This is a genomic window from Caballeronia sordidicola (assembly GCF_000729995.1).
GTDB lineage: Bacteria > Pseudomonadota > Gammaproteobacteria > Burkholderiales > Burkholderiaceae > Caballeronia > Caballeronia sordidicola_A.
This window is the reverse complement of record NZ_JNFG01000018.1, coordinates 25,687-43,230: the sequence shown is the minus strand read 5'-3', so window position 1 is coordinate 43,230 and position 17,544 is coordinate 25,687. Positions and strand designations below refer to the sequence as shown.

The following is a 17,544-nucleotide window of genomic DNA, read 5'->3' as shown; positions in this document are numbered from 1 at the left end:
GACTCGCCTGCAACGGGCAGCAGGCGGCGGCCGGGCGACCGGCAAAAATCGCCCGGGATGCATTATTTGACACCCACCTCCTGTTGGGAAATCTGGACGTGCAGGACTGGCAGGACGACGCTGAAAGTTGCTCCATGGCCCTCATTATTGGAGGCGGTAAGGCGACCCTCATGAGCTTCGATGATGGAGCGGGACACCGCAAGCCCAATGCCCATTCCCTTGCTCTTGGTCGTGACGAATGCGTCGAATATGCTGTCGCCACCAACAATACCCGAACCGTTATCGATGACCTCAAGCAGCACCGACCAGTCGTCAAGAGGGCTTGCGGTAATGCGAATCTTAGATATGCGTCCCGAGTTTTCCGTGGCCTCAAGGGCGTTCGAAACAAGGTTGAGAAGGACCTGCTGAATCTGTATCTGGTCGACGAACACCGGAGGCAGGCCATCGGGCAAGTCGAACTCGATGTCGGCGGTACGCCTGGTTTCGTCTTCCCGTAGCAGTCGTACGGATTCGAGGACCATGTCCTTCACATTCCATTCCCTCTTCTGGAAAGTTTGCCGTTTGAACAGTGCGCGGATACTTTGCATTGTCTCGTCAGCGGAACGGGCATCCCGAACCACGCTTTCCACTGAGGCCCTGGCCTCCATCAAGTTGGGCGGAGATGCTGCGAGCCACCGTTTGCAAGCCTGCGCATTAGCAATAACAGAGGTGAGAGGCTGGTTGAGTTCGTGTGCGATGGACGCGGAGAGTTCTGCAACCGTGGCAATCTGGGTTGCCCGGGCAAGCTCGGCCTGAGTCTGTCTGAGCCGGTCCTCCGCACGCTTCGGTTCGTCAATATCAAGGCTGAGTCCGTACCATTGGACAATGTTGCCATCGGAGTCTCTCATTGCTTCAGCGGTGTGCTGGTACCACCGGTAAATCCCGTCTCTGCGGCGAAGCCGGGCAACGTGGCAGTACGGTTCGCCAGTCTCGATCGAATGAGTCCACGCTCGACCCACGCTGTCCAGGTCGTCAGGATGGAAAGTCTTCTGATAACCGAGGTCCGCGAGTTGCGACATATCCAAGCCAACAAATTCGGAGGTTTTCCGATTGATGTAAGTGAGCCGCCCTTGTGGGTCATTACACCAGAGCATGCCCGGGATGGTCTCTACAGACTCGCGCAGCTGGTACTCCCGCTGCTCCAGTACCGCTTGCGTTTGCTTCAGATCGTTGATGTCCGTACATACGCCGTACCAGTGCAGGATCTGCCCGCTTTCGTCGCGAAACGGTTCACCGCGAGCGAGATACCAGTGCGGTTTCCCATCGGCGCCAGTAACCTGGTACGTGTCCTGGTAGGACACACCTTCCTGGACAGCTCGCCTCCAGCGCGAACGCACACGAGGACGGTCAGCTTCCGGGATGAGGCGAAGTAACATTTCCTTGTCGAATTCTTCCCCGCTCTTTCCCATGAACTTCAGCATTTGCGGATTCCATCTGTCGACATCTCCTTGCGGGGTTGCCCTCCAGATCATCGCGGGCAATGCGTCTACCAGTCTTCGCAGATTCAGCTCTTCCGTGCGAAGGGCCTCCTGGGCTAACTGCCGCTCGTGGATATCCGTCGAAAGACCGTACCAATTCACAATATCGCCGCGAGCATCCCGCGTGGAAGTCCCTTTGCATTGAAACCAGCGATACGTGTTGTCGGACGCGCGGAGCCGATGAACCCGGTCGTAAGGTCTCCCGCTATCGAGGGAATCCTGCCACGCTGCCGTGGTTGACGCGGAGTCGTCCGGGTGCACGAGGCGAAGCCAGCCGTTCGCTTTCAGATCCTCGAGCCGTAGTCCGGTGTAGTCTTCAGTGCGCTTGTTCACATATTCCACGCGGCCACGGGAGTCGGTGCGCCAGAGCAGGCTAGGAAGAGTCTCCGCCAGCCAGTTCAGTTGAACATCACGTTCACGAACGACCTCCTCGGACTTGTAAAGATCATCGATGTCCATGTTCACCGCATACCATTTGTAGACACTCCCGTCCTCGTTGAAATAAGGAACGGAGCGCGAGTGACGCCATCGATAATCGCTGTCACGGTCGGCCCACCGGTAGGTCGTATCGTATGCGCTCTTTTCCCGAACAGAGCGCAGATAACCTTCCTGCACTCTGTCTCGATCATCGGGGTGAATAAAGCGCAAAAAGCCGAGATTCTTCATGCCGTCCAGCGTTGTTCCGGCCTCCTCAAGAATCTGCCGGTTGACGAAATCGAAGTCCTGCGCTGTCCGGGTAGCGAAGCGGCCCGGTAACCGGTCGAGGAGCTCTCTGGCTTCTCTCTCACTTGCCGCTAATGCCTGTTGAGCCTTGATGGTTTCTTCAATTTCAATTCCGATGAGGTACCAGCTGATGACATCCCCTCGTGAGCAGCGTGATGGTTCGGCTAGAAGATGCTGCCAGCGGTATACGCCATCGTGTTGCAGCATCCTCACGGCAATGTCGACCGGTTCACACGCAGCAATGCACGCGTTCCATTGTTGCTGCGCGGCCTGCACGTCATCGGGGTGAATGCAGGTCATCCATCGGTCGCCGAGTAGTGCCTCCATCGGTCTTCCCAGCGCGGCGACACCGACTTTATTCACGTAGAGAATCTTGCCGGTCGGATCACCAACACATATGCACGCCGGCACGCTGTCCACAATGCGCCGATAGGTTTCTTCTTCTGTACGAAGAAGAAATTCTGCAGTCTTCCGGTCGTGTATGTCCCAGCTTACAACGACCCATCGCAGTAGCCGGCCACTGTCGTTTCTTATGGCTTTGACACGGCAGAGGAACCATCGGTAGATGCCGTCCGAGCGCCGGAGTCGAAACTCGAGCTCTCCCTGGTCATTGCCGGACACGACTGCGTCCCAGTATCGGTCGTTTGCCTGATGGTCATCCGGGTGGATTGCAGCTCGAAAAATATCGTAGCTATGCACTTCCTTTATGCCCGTGTATTCGCATAGGCTGGGACTGAGATATTCGATGGAGCCATTAGGTAGCGCAGTCCACGCATGGCCGGGGAAAAGATTGCTGACGCTTTGAAGTGTCTGGTTTTGTTCGCGGAGTTGCTCTTCCTCGTTTTTTTGTTTGTTGATGTTCCAGTGCATGCCGTACACGCGCGAGACGTTGTTGTTCCGGTCACGTTGCGTGTGAAGCACTGCTGAAAACCACTCGTAGGTCCCGGTCCTTGACCTGTAGCGGCACTGGAATTCCTGGGCTTCTCCTGTTTCTTTCGCGCGTTCAAATGCTTGCGCCGGGATTCCCACGTCGTCGGGATGCGTGAGCGTATAAGGCCAACGCAGCGCTTCAAACGTTTGGCCCGAATAGTCCAGGATTGATTGACTCACATATTCAAGTTCGCCATGTCCGGTTCGCGACCAGATATTCCGGCTGAGCTGGTCAATCGGCAGCTCAAACGGGTCAACCTTTAACCGGGCCGTTGAGCCTGGCTGCCGGGGCCGCCGGGAGACCAGCTCGGCACAAAGCCATGCCGCGGCGATTGCGATGGCGCAGCGAATGATGGAGTCAGAGGCCGGAGGAGGGTGACCGAAAACGAAACTCGAAGCGAACAGTGTTCCGGCGATCCCAAGCGAGGTGAAACCCGCGGCGAGACGCCCGAAGTTGCGGCCGAGAAAGTGCGCGAACAGGACAACCAAAACGAGGCTGAGGCAACCCGCAATCGGTTCGAGTAACCCTGCCACCCCTGACGCGCCGGCTATGGCAACGCTGAGGGCGACAACCCGAGGCGAGCGTGGTGTCAACACAGTAAGCATGGCAATTTCGGAGGTCGTCGGCGCATTGGCTACTGGTACTCGGCATTTGCCCGCGAATGGCGGGATTTTCAAGCGCAACGTTTCCCTTGCGTGTCAATCGGGCGAGGAGGGTCGACGGTTGTTTTGTGTCGCACTTGCGAGGTTTGCTGGCACACACCGCGGCGGCACAAATCGAATACGGGAGCAATGGAGATAGGTCACACCATTGCGGGCAGCTACCTGCGTCCTGGGGAAATTGAAGCTTTTTCGAAGACGCAGTTTTGAAGAAGAGTGTCGAACTATCAAGGAGCCCACTGCCGCCGGACTGCCCACTTGTTTGCAATCCGCGTTGACTGTAACAAGGTCGGCCTGAAAGCAATATCACCCGTTCGGGGGATACCGAAAAGGGAACCACGCTCAGGCCGATGAGGAGAAAATCTGAATTTACAACGCCATATGAGGGTGTGCCATTACATGATCATGTAATGCAAAACACGGCCGCCGGTGGTTCCAGGTGACGATTCCGGCAGCTATAATTTTTTGTCTGCGCGAGCGCATGAGAAGGACATTCAGCGAGATTGTCGTGGACGAGGGCTTTCACCCGGCAATGGAGAGGTGCATGGAACGGCCAAGCGGACTGGTGTATGTGGTCGACGACGACAGACGGGTGCAAGAAGCACTCTCTGCGCTGTTGCGCGCAAACGGAAGAGACGTCCGCGCATTCAACTCGGGCGCGGAATTTCTGGACACACCGCGTCAGGATGTCGTTGCGTGTCTGATCCTGGATTTGAGAATGCCGGGCATGAACGGGCTGGAGGTCCAGAAGCTTGTAAGCACGGACTCGCAGATTCCCGTCATTTTCATTACCGGAAGGGGAGATGTGCCATCCACAGTCCTTGCCATGAAGGGCGGGGCTGTGGACTTCCTCACCAAGCCCCTCGATGAAGATGTGTTGATGCGTGCAATTGACGCGGCCCTCGCCCGCGCGCACGTTCTTCGCAAGGAGGCGGAAGAGATAGCGGCGCTCCTGGCTCTTTATCAATCGCTGACGCCTCGTGAGCAGGAGCTCTTGCCGTTACTTGCAAGCGGCTTGCTCAACAAGCAGGCTGCGTCGGTACTCGGCATCACCGAATACACGGTGCAGGTACATCGCGGCCACATCATGAGAAAAATGCAAGCCAATTCATTTGCCACGCTGGTCAGGCTGGCGAGCAGATTGCAGCTCGAAACATCGTCGATGACCACGTTCGATGCCTGACGCTCACGCTATTTCGTTGTCGGACTTGATGACCCGGGGAAAAAAATGCCCACGCCTGCGGCGCGAACGGTTGCCGTGATTGATGATGACCGACGCGTTCTGACGTCTCTGGCGAACCTGTTGGCCTCGGGCGGTTACGAAACACGGGCCTACGAATCTGCACTGGATTTTTTTTCCGACGGCAACAAGGGTCTTGTGTGCGTTATCACTGACCTGGGCATGCGCCCCATTGACGGCATCCAGGTGCTCGACAGAACGGTTCATTCGGACGCAGCCACGCCTGTCATCATTATCACGGGCAAGCCGAGCGAACATACGGAAGATTACTATTTGCAGAAAGGCGCATTAGGTTTCTTCCGAAAGCCTGTCGACGGAGACGCGTTGCTGGACCTGCTGGATAGCATCGCCTGAATGTGTTGATGTTTAAAGTAAGTAAGCTGGCGTTATAAATGCATCGGCGTAGCTGCAAGGTGTGACATTGATTCCAACCGCAGGGACGATTTTGAAACGACAATTCCCCCTCGCCAGAGGCAGATGGTCAAAGAGATGGCCGCAGCGTGCAGTCGAGATTGCCATCGCGATGATGGCCGCCACGGGTCTCGTGTCAGGGTGCACAAATTCGCCATCCATTGGCGTGCTCGGCGCGTACTTTCCGGACTGGCTGTTTTGTATCATCGCGGGCGTTGTGCTCACGGTCGTCATCTATCTGATCGTCAAGCGTTTGCAAGCGGACCATTTGATGAGACCTTCGGCCGTGGTGTATCCCACGCTTGTCGCTTTGCTGTCACTCGCTGTGTGGTTAGTGCTGTTCCAACATTGAATCCCTATAGGTAAATGAATGGCGACGACAGCCAGCAAGACATCGAAGAGAACATGGCCGGCCATTGTCCTGGTCGTGGTGACGCTGGTGCTGCTCGTCTTCGTCATCCGGCTGTGGGACCGCACGCCTCGCACCGATGACGCGTACGTCTATGCGGATACGATCGATGTCGTGCCCGAGGTCAGCGGGCGCATCGTGGAATTGCCCGTGCGCGACAATCAGGCGGTGAAGCAGGGCGATCTGCTGTTTCGTATCGATCCGCGTCCGTATCAGGATGCGCTGGCGCGGGGCAAGGCGTCCCTCGTCGCGCTCGATCGCCAGATTGAATTGACCCAGCGCTCAGTCAATGCACAGCAATACAACGCGGAGTCGGTGCGTGCGGCTGTCGAGCGCGCGCGAGCTGCAGCCAACCAGGCGTCCGATACGCTGCATCGCATGGAGCCACTTTTGTCACACGGGTATGTGGCGGCGGATGACGTCGACCGTGCGCGCACCGCACAACGCGCCACACAGGCCGAACTCAACGCCGCGCAACTGCAGGCGCAGCAGGCGGCAGCGGCGGTGAGCGGCGTCGATGCGCTGGTCGCGCAACGCGCCGTCGTCATCGCGGAGATCGCGACCGCCGAGCTGAACCTCGAATATGCGACCGTGCGCGCGCCGTTCGATGGCCGCATCGTGTCGTTGAAAACATCGACGGGGCAGTTCGCGTCGGCGCTGAAACCCGTCTTCACGTTGATCGATACGCGCCACTGGTATGTGGTCGCGAACTTTCGCGAGACGGAACTCGAGGGTGTCCGCACGGGCACGCCCGCCACGGTGTACCTGATGAGCGATACAGGCCAGCGTTTCCAGGGCGCCGTTGATTCGATCAGCTACGGCGTCGCGCCCGATGAAGGCGGCCTTGCATTGCCCGGCGGGTTGCCGCGCATTCAACGCACGCTCAACTGGGTCCATGTATCGCAGCGCTTCCCGGTGAAGATCCGGGTCGACAAGCCGAATCCGGAGCTGTTTCGCGTCGGTACATCGGCGGTGGCCGTGCTGTACCCCGGGCGCAGCAACGATGGCGAGCGGCATTGAGAAGCCCATGACCATCGCCGACTATCTGCCCGTCACGCTGCTCGATGCGGGCGCTTTCCTGAAGCGTGAGCTTGCGCCATTTCCCGGGCGGCTCAACGTGATGTTGCGTTGCATGCTGACGAGCGCCATCGTGATCGTTATCTCGATGACGCTTGAAGTGCCGGAGCTCGCGCTGTCGCTGCTGGTGGTGTTTTACGTCACGCAGTCGAACGTCGTGGTCACGCGGCTGGTCGGCGTGATGTTCATGGTCGGGTCGACGCTCGCCATCGGCCTGTCGATCCTGCTGCTGAAGTTTACGTTTGACTATCCGTTGCTGCGGATTGTCATTGCGAGCCTGATGTTCTTCTGCAGCGTGTACCTGCTCCGTGTGCTCAAGATCGGCATTGTATTTTTCATCGTCGCGATCGTCGTGATCTACGTGCAGAGCTTCGTGGACCAGACCGACCAGGCCGAACTGCTGATTCGCGCGGTGTTGTGGGTGTGGGTCGCCGTCAACTATCCGATCGCGCTGACGCTCGTGGTTAACATGTTGCTGTTGCCTGCCGAACCTCAATTGCAACTCAAGGCGGAAATCCATCGGCAACTCGCGGCGCTGGAAACGCGCCTGACGCAACTGATCGATGGCGCGACGGGCGTGGCGCCAATCACGCTGGCGGCCGTCCAGCAAGGCGCGCTCTCGCTGCAAAAGTTGCTGCGGTTCACGACAATGCGCGATACGCGTTATCGCGAGCATCAGGCAGCGCAGCTGGCGTGCATTGCGACCGTGTCGCGTTTATATCGCGGTGCGAGTGAACTGCAGCTCAGTTGGCCGGGCGCGTCGGCGGTGCGGCTTGCGATGTTGCGGGAGCTGCGCGCGAACGTCCTGGCGCTCGACGAAGCGGTGGTGTCGGGTGAGCCGTATCGTTACGTGAGCACGGCGACACCTGACGAGCGCAATGCAGCCGACACCATTCCCGCCGCAGGCGAATTGCAGAGGGCGTTGCATGCGTACGCGGATCTCGTCGCAAGCGGTGAGGAACCCGGCAAGCCGCCCGCGAGCGAGCCAATGGTCGCGCACGACGCATGGACCAATCCCGCCTATATGCGTTTTTCGCTGAAGACACTGCTTGCTGTTCTCGTCTGCTACGTGTTCTACAACGCCGTGGACTGGCAGGGCGTTCATACGATCATGCTGACCTGCCTGGTCGTCGCGTTGCCGAGTCTTGGGGCATCGGCGCAACGTGCGTTGCTGCGGTTGTCGGGGGCCGCCATCGGCAGCGCGCTGGCGCTGTTCATGGTGGTGTTCATCGTTCCGCATTTCGACGACATCGCCGGCCTGCTGCTGATCGTGTTGCCTGTCGTCGCGCTCGGGGCGTGGATATTGGCGGGTTCGGAGAGGATCGGTTATGCCGGCCTCCAGATAATGTTCACCTTCTCGCTTGCGGTGCTCGGAGAGTTCGGACCCTCGGCGAATTTGACGGAGATCCGCGACCGGTTGGTGGGCATTGCGCTGGGTATCTGCGTGGCGACCTTCGTGCAGATGTCCTTCTGGCGGGAAAGCGAGGGCGACGTGCTGCGGCAGAAACTCGCTACCCTGTTGCGCGCAATTGCCACGCAGTTGGGTGCCCCACGGGCCGGCGTCGGACTACAAGACGAGTTGTCCTCTGTGCAGCGGCAGTTGCAGGGGTGGGCCGTGTTGTCCGAGTGCGAAGCAACGCTGTCGCGCGTCGCGCTCGAGCCCAGTTGGCAGGAAGGGGAGCAGGAGCAACTGACCGTGCATGCGCAAACGGTTCTCGCGCAGGGGCGCGAAATCATGCTCGCCGGCGACGCGTTGCGCAAAGCGGTCGCGGCGCAAGCGGGATCGGTGAGCTCAAGAACGGTCGATGCTGTGCGCGCGGCGCAGGAACGGGCCTGTGCCGAACTCAAGCGATACGCCGATGAACTCGCGGCCAACCCGCCCGATGCGCACGCGCCGCGGCGCATCGGGATCGCTACGCAAGGTGTTGAACCGGAGTTGGCCGACGGGCCGCTCATTGGTGCAGCGGACGAACTGTCGCGGCAGGTCGCGGGGCTGCCGGATTGGCGAGTTGATGCTTTAGTCTCGGCGCCCTCATCACAGGCTATAAGAACATGAACGCACGACCGGGAGTGCGCAATTGGCGATGGCGCGGATGCTTTTTATGCGTCGCATGGATATCGTCCGTGCTGCCGGGCTGCGCGCTGATCCATCACAATGGCACGCCCTATACCGAGATCGCGCCCGCGCAGATCAATCTCGCCGACGACATCCATCTCGCGCGCGATGGCTGGCCCGCCGCCCGCTGGTGGACGCGTTATGACGATGCGCAACTCGATGCGCTGATCGATCAGGCGCTCGCCAATGCACCAACGATGGTGATCGCGCGCACGCGTGTCGCGCAGGCGAAGTCGGATGTCGAGCTGGTCACCGCGGGATCGAACCTTCAAGTGTCCGCGCTGGCGTCGCTGGATCGCGAGCACATCTCGGCGAACGGTTTTCTCGGGCCGTTCGCGAACAACGAACCGGCTGCAGGGCTGACAGGCCCGTGGTACACCGAAGGCATCGTCGGGCTGGGTGCAAGCCTGAACGTCGACATCTGGGGCAAGCAGCGCGCGCAGATTGCCGCGTCGCTCGGCGTGAGCAATGCGCGGCTTGCCGAGACGTCCGCTGTCGAACTCGAACTCTCGACGGATGTCGCGCAGCTTTACTACGGCATTCAGACGACTTACGAGCTCATCGATCTGCTGAACAAATTGCATGAGATAGCGGTGTTCGCGGTGCAAGCCCACGAAGCGCGTGCGGCACGCGGCCTCGAAGCGCGCACGCTGCTGGAAGAAGCACGGGCGCAGCAACTGGGCATTGAACAACAGATCGTGTCGGCGCAAGCGCAGATAAAGCAGTATCGCGAATCGATGCGTGCGCTGGTCGGTGCAGGCCCCAACGGCCTGGCCGCGATCGCTCCCGTGGCACTGCCGCGCTCGCAGGCGGCCTTGCCGGCGACGCTTTCATACGAACTGCTCGCACGCCGTCCCGATCTGCAGGCGATGCGATGGTATGTACAGGCGTCGTTCGACAAGATCGATGCGGCGAAGGCGGCGTTCTATCCGAGTTTCGACATCAAGGCGTTCTTCGGTTTGGACGCATTGCACCTCGCCGACCTCTTCAAGCATGCAAGCCAGCAGATCAACTTCATTCCGGGGCTGTACTTGCCCATCTTCGACGGCGGCAGTCTCAATGCAAACCTGAGTGGTGCACGCGAGGGAAGCAACCTGTTGATCGAGCAGTACAACGAGGCCGTCCTCAACGCGGTGCGTGATGTCGCGCAGACGGGCAGTCGTCTGCAGGCCCTTGATGCTCAGACCGGGCTGCAGAAGCAACGGATCGAATCGGTTGCGTTCGCGAGGGACAGTAGTGAAGCATCTTATCAACGGGGACTGACGAGCCAGCTTGCGGCGCTCGAAGCGCGCCAGCCCGTGATCGCGGAACAGGTTGCGCTGCTCACGCTCAACGGCCAGACGCTCAGTCAGGAGATCGCGTTGACAAAGGCGCTCGGCGGCGGCTATCGCGCCGATCCGCCCGTCGAACTGAAGCCGCGGTGACTGGCGCCGATGGGGTTCGGAACAGGACGTTCGTGACGTAAGCGAAGGGCATTCCCACCTTCTTTGGCTCGCGCCGAATCCAACCTGATCCGTGAATGACGTGACCCACCTTGTCGATCTTCAACGCATCGACGAAGTTCAGGGCGTCCGCCACCAAGGCCGCCTGCTGGCCAGTCCGAGCTGTAGCGTCTGAGAGGAACCGCGTTGTGCCAAAGCCGCGAAGGTGGATCGCAGTCAGGACTCTGGAAATCTGTCGCGCGCGTAAGCAGACAGTTCCGCGCGATCTCGCCGCTCACTCCAGTTGGTTTGTTGCTGGTCAAATGACTATGTGCTTAAGCGCAGGCCACCTGCTTTCTGATTGCTAAACCTGGACAAAGCCCGACTTACTAATTGGCGGCACAGAGGGCGGCAACATGAACCCACAACCCGATTGGTCTTACGTAAGCGTGTGCCCGAACGCTTTGATGTAAATCCTTCGTTCGTCGACTATCCGTGACGATCAGGCAAAAACGAACGGCACACTTGCACGCCATACGCTTCGTGTAAGTTGAAAATGATCTGCCGACGCTATACGCTTTTGGGATGTCGCAGACATGCCTTAATGAATGCCATGCAGCGGGCTACGTTCGCTGTGGATCATGTTGTTCGACGTGCCCTTGTCTGATCATTCATTGGAGAGGAACCTGACATGAACGCTACACAGACGCACGCGGAAGCCGCAACGGCCGAGAAAGGGGCACAGCCTCTCGACATGAAACTCGAGGTGCTTGTCATTCCCGTTTCGGACGTCGACCGCGCGAAGCAGTTTTATGCGAGTTTAGGTTGGAGGCTCGACGTTGATATCGCGAAGGATGAGCAGTTTCGAGTGGTGCATTTCACCCCCCCGGGCTCACATTGCTCGGTCCTCTTTGGCAAAGGTGTCACGACGCAAGAGCCAGGGTCGGGGCAAGGATTTCATCTCATCGTGTCTGATCTGAACGCAGTGCGCGCAACGCTGGTCGGTCAGGGCGTCGAAGTGAGTGAAATTTTCCACGACATCGGTGGTCTATTTCATCATGCAGGTACAGAAGGACGCGTGAGTGGGCCGCATCCTGAGGGTAAAAGCTATGGTTCGTTCGCCGCATTCAGCGATCCGGACGGAAACGGCTGGATCTTCCAGGAAGTCACGACAAGACTTCCCGGAAGGATTAGCGAGCGCGACACTTCATTTACCTCATCTTCCGAACTCGCGGGTGCGCTGCGCCGCGCTGCGGCCGCGCACGGCGAGCACGAGAAGCGGATCGGCCACCGCGACGAAAACTGGCCAGACTGGTACGCCGACTATATCGTTCGCGAGCCGAAGGGTGGGCTGCAGTCGACATAGTTAAATGAAAAGCTGCCCTCCGCCGTCGCGATCGAACTCAGGTCCAACCCGACAGTGCATCGAAGCGGGTGAGCGAAATGTTCATTCGAGAGCGGCCTGTGTTCATTTAAGAGCCGCAATCGCCTACTGGCTAGACTGCTGCGCTGCCTGTTCGATCAGGGCAGCGACTTCCCGCGGATGGGATTCAAACACCGCATGGCTTGCACCGGCGACCTCGACCGTAATTGAGTGTGCGCGGGCTGCATACATGCGCTCGAGATCCGGATTGATGATCTTGTCGGCCTTCGCGACCATGTACCAGCTCGGCTTTGTCTTCCATGCCGGATCGGACACTTGCGCAGAGAACTCGGATGCCGCAAGCGGAATCTGCGCATGGGCTTCGAACTCGGCCTGCGCACGGGGCAGGTCGGGTGCGAACTGCGACGGATAGTCGGCCGGTTTCAGGTAGACAAAATTATCCGGAGTCCCGACGATGGAGATGGGCGCGCCCGGGTACTTCTTGCCGTTGTCCGCCATGGTTTCACCGGCGTCGAGCGCATGCGCGGCGATGTAGACGAGCGACTTCACATGATCGTCGTTCCCGGCTTCACTAATGATCGCGCCGGCGTAGCTGTGGCCGACGAGTATGCAGGGACCGTCGAGGCTGGTGAGCACGCGCTTCGTGGCGGTCACGTCGTCGTTAAACGATGTCAGCGGTTGTTGCACCAGTGTCACGTGGTAGCCATCCTTTGTCAGAATGTTGTACACAGGGCGCCAACCTGCGGCATCGGCGAATGCACCGTGAACCACCACGATATTCTTCACGGGCGAGGCAAAAGCAGGCGCAGCAGCAGAGCTAAGCAGGCACAGTGCAGCGGCGGCGTGCGCCGCGGCAGACCGTAACGCGGGAAAACGCATGGTCAATCCTTGAATAGGTAAACGGAAAAAATCGATTAGGATTATTGAATGGATGGAAAGAAGATCGCAATGTCAACGGCGTGAAGCGGCTTGTAGTCCCTGCCGTAGTCATCCACGATCCTCAACGCGCCAACGCTTACAGCAAGTGGGGCAGATCAAAGCCATGAGCGGCCACAGTGGCCCGGCGTCATGCGTTAGAACTGCGGCGCCAAGCCGTCCTTTTCGACGAACAGCACGTGTGCGTCATAAACGCCGCTGGCACCCGGTGTCACCACGATGAACACCTTCTTCCCCGCCGTCAGATCTGCCTTGCTTGCCGGAACCGGCGTCACGACGGGCACGTTTTCCGGCACTGTCACCGTGCTGGTGCCGCCCTTGTACGACAGATTCAGTTCGCGGCCGGTTGTGCCGGTGACAACCGACACCACGTTTGCATTTGTCATCGTGCTCTGGGGACCGAAGTCATAAGCAAAATGCCCTTCGGCCGTACCGCGCGCCGCTTCAGGAAAAACGATCATCGAAGTGGCCGTCAATTTCCCATCGCTGCCCGTGATCGCCGGTGTCCCCACGTACGAACCGACCTTGGCGTCGGAAAGCTTGGCGGGCTTGAAAGCCGATACCCCGACGTCCGGCTTGACATCGACCGACACGGTGTCGCCGCTGTTGCGGTGCACGGTCAGCACTTCGCCTTTGAACGACACGATATCGCCACGGATTCGTTCCGGCTTGACGTCAGGCGTTTGCGCGAAAGACACGCTCGACAACGCAAGGGCAGCGAACAAAACACCTAGTTTGAAATGAATCGACACGAGTTACTCCATCTACATGAATGCGATTGAATCGGGACGCCAGACGCCGGCGGATGTCACAGTTGCCTGCGATGGTCCTTCGGCGGCAAGCGTTGTGCGCTGCCGAGGCGCGAACCACTCAGGCCAGCTGGTTCTTCATGGCCAGGACGTCGATCGGCTCGATCGACGGGGGGCTTGCCAGCATCTCCTCGGCGCGCGCCATCAGTGCGCTGGCCATGCTGCCGCCCAGGTGCGCCTGGCGATCCTCTTCACTCTTGAAGGCGTCGAAGACGCCGAAGGTCGTCGGCGACAACTTGAGGGCGAACCAGATCGGCGTGGTCGCTTCCCGATTGGTCATCTCGAGGCCGTCAGTAAGAAAGTCTGCTAACGCCTGCTCCTTTCCCGGTTTGGCTTCGAGTCGGACAAAAAAGGCGTGCGTAATCATCTTTGTTCTCCAGTGTCTGCGTGAGGGGTTTCACGCGGTGAGCCACACTGTACAAACAGAGTGCGTTGGCGAATACTGTCTCAATCGACAATTTTGGTATCAATCCAGCCATGCGAATTTTTGTCCTCGCGCTTGACGGAGTGTTCGACACAGGTCTCACCACCGTGCTCGATAGCTTGACGATGGCCAACAGCCTTGGGCGTGCGACAGGGATGGCCACAACCGGCTTCGATATCACCGTGGTGGGCATGCGGCCCGAGGTGCATACCGAGCTTGGGTTGCGGGTCCCCGTGCGCGATATGAGCGGCGCTCCTGCGCCGGATTGGGTCGTCATGCCGGCGATCAACCGCATGACGGGCGAGGCGCTTGTGCCTGTGCTTGGGCGGGAAGATGTGGTCGATGCGCTAGGTGCGTTGCGCTCGTGGCGAAGTGGCGGCGCTCGCGTGGCAGCCGCCTGTACGGGTACGTTCGTGCTGGCTGAAAGCGGCTTGCTCGACGGTGGCGAAGCCACGACCACCTGGTGGCTCTCGCCGCTGTTCCGGCAGCGCTACCCGCACGTACACCTGGATGCACATCGGATTGTCGTTCCTAGCGGCGGGGCGGTAACGGCAGGTGCGGCCCTGAGCCACCTCGACCTTGCACTCTGGTTGATCCGCAACAACAGTCCTGAGCTTGCGGCGCTCGTGGCCAAGTACCTCGTATTCGATACGCGGCTGTCGCAATCCGCCTATGCGATCTCCGATCACCTTTCCCATTCGGACCCGCTCGTCGAGCGTTTCGACCGTTGGGTGCGTGAACACCTCGACGCGGCAATTTCGCTCGACGTGGTCGCCGACGCATTGGCGACCACCACCCGGACATTGACGCGACGTCTGAACGCGGTGCTCGGTAAGACGCCCATCGAGTACATTCAGGATTTGCGGATCGAGCGCGCCGTCCATCTGCTCAAAACGACCAAGCTCACCGTCGATCGCATTGCCGAGCAGGTCGGGTATGCGGACGGCCACACGTTGCGAACGTTGCTGCGGCGGCGCATAGGTAAGGGAGTACGTGAGTTGCGGGCGTCGTGAGGCGTTGTCCGTGCAGACAAGCGCGTTAGCAAAGTGACCGCATTTACTGCTCGCATTGCACGTCCTGCTTTCGTACCACAATAATCACCGGGTAGGTCCCGTGCTCGAGTTCCACGCGCGCGACCACGGCCATCGTCGTGCTGTCGATATCGTCATACACGCTGACTTTTTCATTCCGCAGGTTTGTGAGGCCGGTACAGCCGGACGTGCGACCTTCGTCGGAGACCTTGCATTGGATCGGGTTGTCCGTAACGTAGCGATATTTGTCTCTGTCGGGGGTCGCGAGGTATTCACTAAAGCTCTGGGCCGATCCGCCGACGCCGGTGACATTCCCAATGGCGCACTCTTGTTTGGGGGTGTCGCTGGCCGCGGATGTTTGGGCTGTCGCGGCCGTGCTTACGCCCACGATGACCGTAGCGAGTGTCAATGCAAAGAGGTATTTCATGGCCTGAATCACGGTTGTCGGATGTAAGTGCTGGATTGTAATGGCACTCGGCTCATGGGGCCTTAAGGCGCAGAACGGCTGCCCTTGCCAGATTCGGAGCATTGTTCTGACGCGGGATGGAAATCGGGCGCTGCGAAAGGTGCAGGCGCCACCTTCGTCGCATCACGGGCACACGGTTTGCGTGAGGCTGAAGAGGAGTGGTAACTAAAACGAATCTTCATACCTTGGAGAATCGGCTGCTCAACCTTCTCCCCGATGCGGAAGGGGTGCATATGAAAGCGCGACGTGTTCCGGTTGTGATGGCGCCTCGATGGGTGGTGTACAAGTCTGGCGTTCTACCCCCTATGTGGCCCGGTCGAAGACACAAGCTTCTAACGCTTCTGTTCCTGGTCCTGTCTTGCTGCCTGAGCACGGCGCTTGCGGCGCAACCGTCGGAATCCATCGATACCAGCCACGCGAACGCGAAAGCAGCCAACCACGGCCATCTTGACCGCTCGGGCAAAACGCGCAAGGGCAAGGCCTCGTACTACGGCCAGAACTTTTACTCGAAAAAGATGGCTGACGGTACGCACATGGATCCGCAATCCAATGTCGCCGCGAGCAAGACTCTGCCGCTTGGCACCAAGGCGAAGGTCACGAATCTGGAAAACGGCAAAACCGAAGAGGTCGAAATCAAGGATCGCGGTCCCTACGTCAACGGTCGAATCGTCGACGTATCGCCCAAGACTGCCGATAAGCTCGGCTTGAAGGAAAACGGCACCGCTCCCGTGGAAGTCAAGCCGGTGGCAGTTCCGCAGTCCGACGGCAGCGTGAAGCAGGGCACCGGCGCCACGGAAGCCACGCGGTAAGTGATGACTTCGTACGCAGCAAGGTAGATGCGTTATCGCTGCTTCTCTCCGCGTCCCTATTTGCAACCGCAGGAATTCCTGATCGCGAAGGTCGGCTGCAGCCTGATAGTCTCGGTTTCCTCCGCTGCGAAATCGATTCTTCGCTTGAGCAGCGTTGCCGCCATCCGGCCGATCTCGTGGCAGGGCTGAACCATGGCGGTGAGACGAGGCTCGAACGCATCGGCCCAATCGAAATCGTCGAAACCTGCTACCGCGATATCAGCGGGCACCCGCATGCCGCAATCCTGCGCCGCCAGCATGATGCCGATCGTCGTCAGGTTATTGCCGCCGATCAGGGCCGTCACAGGTTCGGCCGCGGTGAGAAGCCGCGTGGCGGCGTCCCTGGCCGTCGCCAGGTCGGTGTGACCGATGGAAATGCGCGCTTCGTCGACGGGAAGCCCATGGCCGCGTAGTCCGTCGCGAAAGCCGTCTGCGCGCTCCATCGCCGTGGTGAAATTGGACTGGCCGGCCAGGAAGCCGATTCGCCTGTGCCCGTGGCCAACCATGTGGGTCACCATGGTCGCAACCGACTGCCGGTTCTCGACGCCGACACCGTCGAGGGCGACATCGGGAAGACGGTCGACCATCACCGAAGGAATACGCTGCTCGCGCAAGTAGGTGAGCGCGCTGTTGTTGGGACCGCAAGAGGGCGCGATGATGATTCCATCGACGCGTCTTTGGTGAAGGGCCGCCACCATGTCTAGTTCGCACTCCGGATCGTCCCGGGTATTCGCAAGAAGTACCATCATTCCCAGCTTCGAACACTCTTCCTCGATGGCGTTGATCACATCGGAAAAGTAGCGGTTTTTCGTCGACGATATGGCAAGGCCAATCGTGTTCGTGGTCGAGCGAGCCAAGGCTCGCGCGACGGTGTTGGGCGCGTAGCCCAGTGCGCGAACCGCTTCCCGAACCGCGCTGGTGGTTTCCGGGCTGACGAACCGTGTGCCATTGAGAACGTGGGAAACGGTTGACGTCGCGACCCCCGCGAGCCGTGCGACATCGGCGATGGTTGCCATCTCGTCCCCTTGGTTGTGGATTTGGAATTGCAGCGAATCTATACAAAGCGACGATTCGCGGCCCGATATTAAGCGTTCTCTGAATGACGTGCCATGAGCTTACCTTTGTCGCATTATTCCAGAATA

15 protein-coding genes are annotated in these 17,544 nt (G+C 59.4%); 9 read left to right on the top strand and 6 right to left on the bottom strand.

Annotated elements, in window-relative coordinates; genetic code table 11:
* Positions 1-62 precede the first annotated feature (62 nt).
* The gene (locus FH08_RS0118020) at positions 63-3,848 is read right to left on the bottom strand and encodes a PAS domain-containing protein (RefSeq protein ID WP_152602863.1); all 3,786 of its coding nucleotides are present in this window, start codon (positions 3,846-3,848) and stop codon (positions 63-65) included.
* A gap of 526 nt (positions 3,849-4,374) precedes the next feature.
* Between FH08_RS0118020 and FH08_RS0118015 the strand changes: the two genes are divergently transcribed.
* The 7 genes from FH08_RS0118015 (at position 4,375) to FH08_RS0117985 (ending at position 11,870) form a co-directional block, all read left to right on the top strand.
* A complete protein-coding gene (locus FH08_RS0118015; protein WP_031359669.1) occupies positions 4,375-5,013 on the top strand; it encodes a response regulator transcription factor in 639 nt (212 codons plus the stop codon).
* A gap of 45 nt (positions 5,014-5,058) precedes the next feature.
* Positions 5,059-5,424: a response regulator gene (locus FH08_RS0118010; RefSeq protein WP_031359668.1), complete on the top strand. Its 366-nt coding sequence runs from the start codon at positions 5,059-5,061 to the stop codon at positions 5,422-5,424.
* A gap of 169 nt (positions 5,425-5,593) precedes the next feature.
* Complete coding sequence (locus FH08_RS0118005) at positions 5,594-5,833, top strand: YtcA family lipoprotein (RefSeq protein WP_031359667.1); 240 nt, start codon at positions 5,594-5,596, stop codon at positions 5,831-5,833.
* Positions 5,834-5,851: 18 nt separating this feature from the next.
* Entirely contained in the window at positions 5,852-6,910 is a 1,059-nt protein-coding gene (mdtN, locus tag FH08_RS0118000) for a multidrug transporter subunit MdtN (protein ID WP_031359666.1), read from the top strand.
* A gap of 7 nt (positions 6,911-6,917) precedes the next feature.
* Positions 6,918-9,023 (top strand): FUSC family protein, encoded by a 2,106-nt coding sequence (locus FH08_RS0117995; protein ID WP_031359665.1) that lies wholly within the window; start codon positions 6,918-6,920, stop codon positions 9,021-9,023.
* Positions 9,020-10,507 (top strand): MdtP family multidrug efflux transporter outer membrane subunit, encoded by a 1,488-nt coding sequence (locus tag FH08_RS0117990; protein ID WP_051888353.1) that lies wholly within the window; start codon positions 9,020-9,022, stop codon positions 10,505-10,507. The genes FH08_RS0117995 and FH08_RS0117990 overlap by 4 nt, the downstream gene beginning before the upstream one ends.
* A gap of 751 nt (positions 10,508-11,258) precedes the next feature.
* The gene (locus tag FH08_RS0117985) at positions 11,259-11,870 is read left to right on the top strand and encodes a VOC family protein (protein ID WP_035566570.1); all 612 of its coding nucleotides are present in this window, start codon (positions 11,259-11,261) and stop codon (positions 11,868-11,870) included.
* Positions 11,871-11,993: 123 nt separating this feature from the next.
* Here the strand turns inward: FH08_RS0117985 and FH08_RS0117980 are convergent, their stop codons facing one another.
* The 3 genes from FH08_RS0117980 to FH08_RS0117970 form a co-directional block, all read right to left on the bottom strand.
* Positions 11,994-12,767 (bottom strand): alpha/beta fold hydrolase, encoded by a 774-nt coding sequence (locus FH08_RS0117980; RefSeq protein WP_031359662.1) that lies wholly within the window; start codon positions 12,765-12,767, stop codon positions 11,994-11,996.
* Between the two features lie 194 nt (positions 12,768-12,961).
* A complete protein-coding gene (locus FH08_RS0117975; RefSeq protein ID WP_031359661.1) occupies positions 12,962-13,576 on the bottom strand; it encodes a hypothetical protein in 615 nt (204 codons plus the stop codon).
* A 118-nt stretch (positions 13,577-13,694) separates the two neighbouring features.
* Positions 13,695-14,000 carry a putative quinol monooxygenase gene (locus FH08_RS0117970; RefSeq protein WP_031359660.1) on the bottom strand — a complete coding sequence of 102 codons (306 nt, stop codon included), beginning with the start codon at positions 13,998-14,000 and terminating at the stop codon, positions 13,695-13,697.
* A gap of 110 nt (positions 14,001-14,110) precedes the next feature.
* Here FH08_RS0117970 and FH08_RS0117965 point away from each other — a divergent pair, with 110 nt between their 5' ends.
* Positions 14,111-15,070 (top strand): GlxA family transcriptional regulator, encoded by a 960-nt coding sequence (locus tag FH08_RS0117965; RefSeq protein ID WP_031359659.1) that lies wholly within the window; start codon positions 14,111-14,113, stop codon positions 15,068-15,070.
* 43 nt (positions 15,071-15,113) lie between these two features.
* On the opposite strand, the gene FH08_RS0117960 is transcribed toward FH08_RS0117965, so the two are convergent.
* Positions 15,114-15,515, bottom strand: a complete 402-nt coding sequence (locus FH08_RS0117960) for a hypothetical protein (protein ID WP_031359658.1) — start codon at positions 15,513-15,515, stop codon at positions 15,114-15,116.
* Positions 15,516-15,787: 272 nt separating this feature from the next.
* On the opposite strand from FH08_RS0117960, the gene FH08_RS0117955 reads away from it, so the two are divergent.
* The gene (locus FH08_RS0117955) at positions 15,788-16,363 is read left to right on the top strand and encodes a septal ring lytic transglycosylase RlpA family protein (protein WP_235210400.1); all 576 of its coding nucleotides are present in this window, start codon (positions 15,788-15,790) and stop codon (positions 16,361-16,363) included.
* Positions 16,364-16,419: 56 nt separating this feature from the next.
* Here FH08_RS0117955 and FH08_RS0117950 read toward each other — a convergent pair whose 3' ends face one another.
* Positions 16,420-17,418, bottom strand: coding sequence for a LacI family DNA-binding transcriptional regulator (locus FH08_RS0117950; RefSeq protein ID WP_031359656.1), 999 nt, complete (start codon positions 17,416-17,418; stop codon positions 16,420-16,422).
* Positions 17,419-17,544 lie beyond the last annotated feature (126 nt).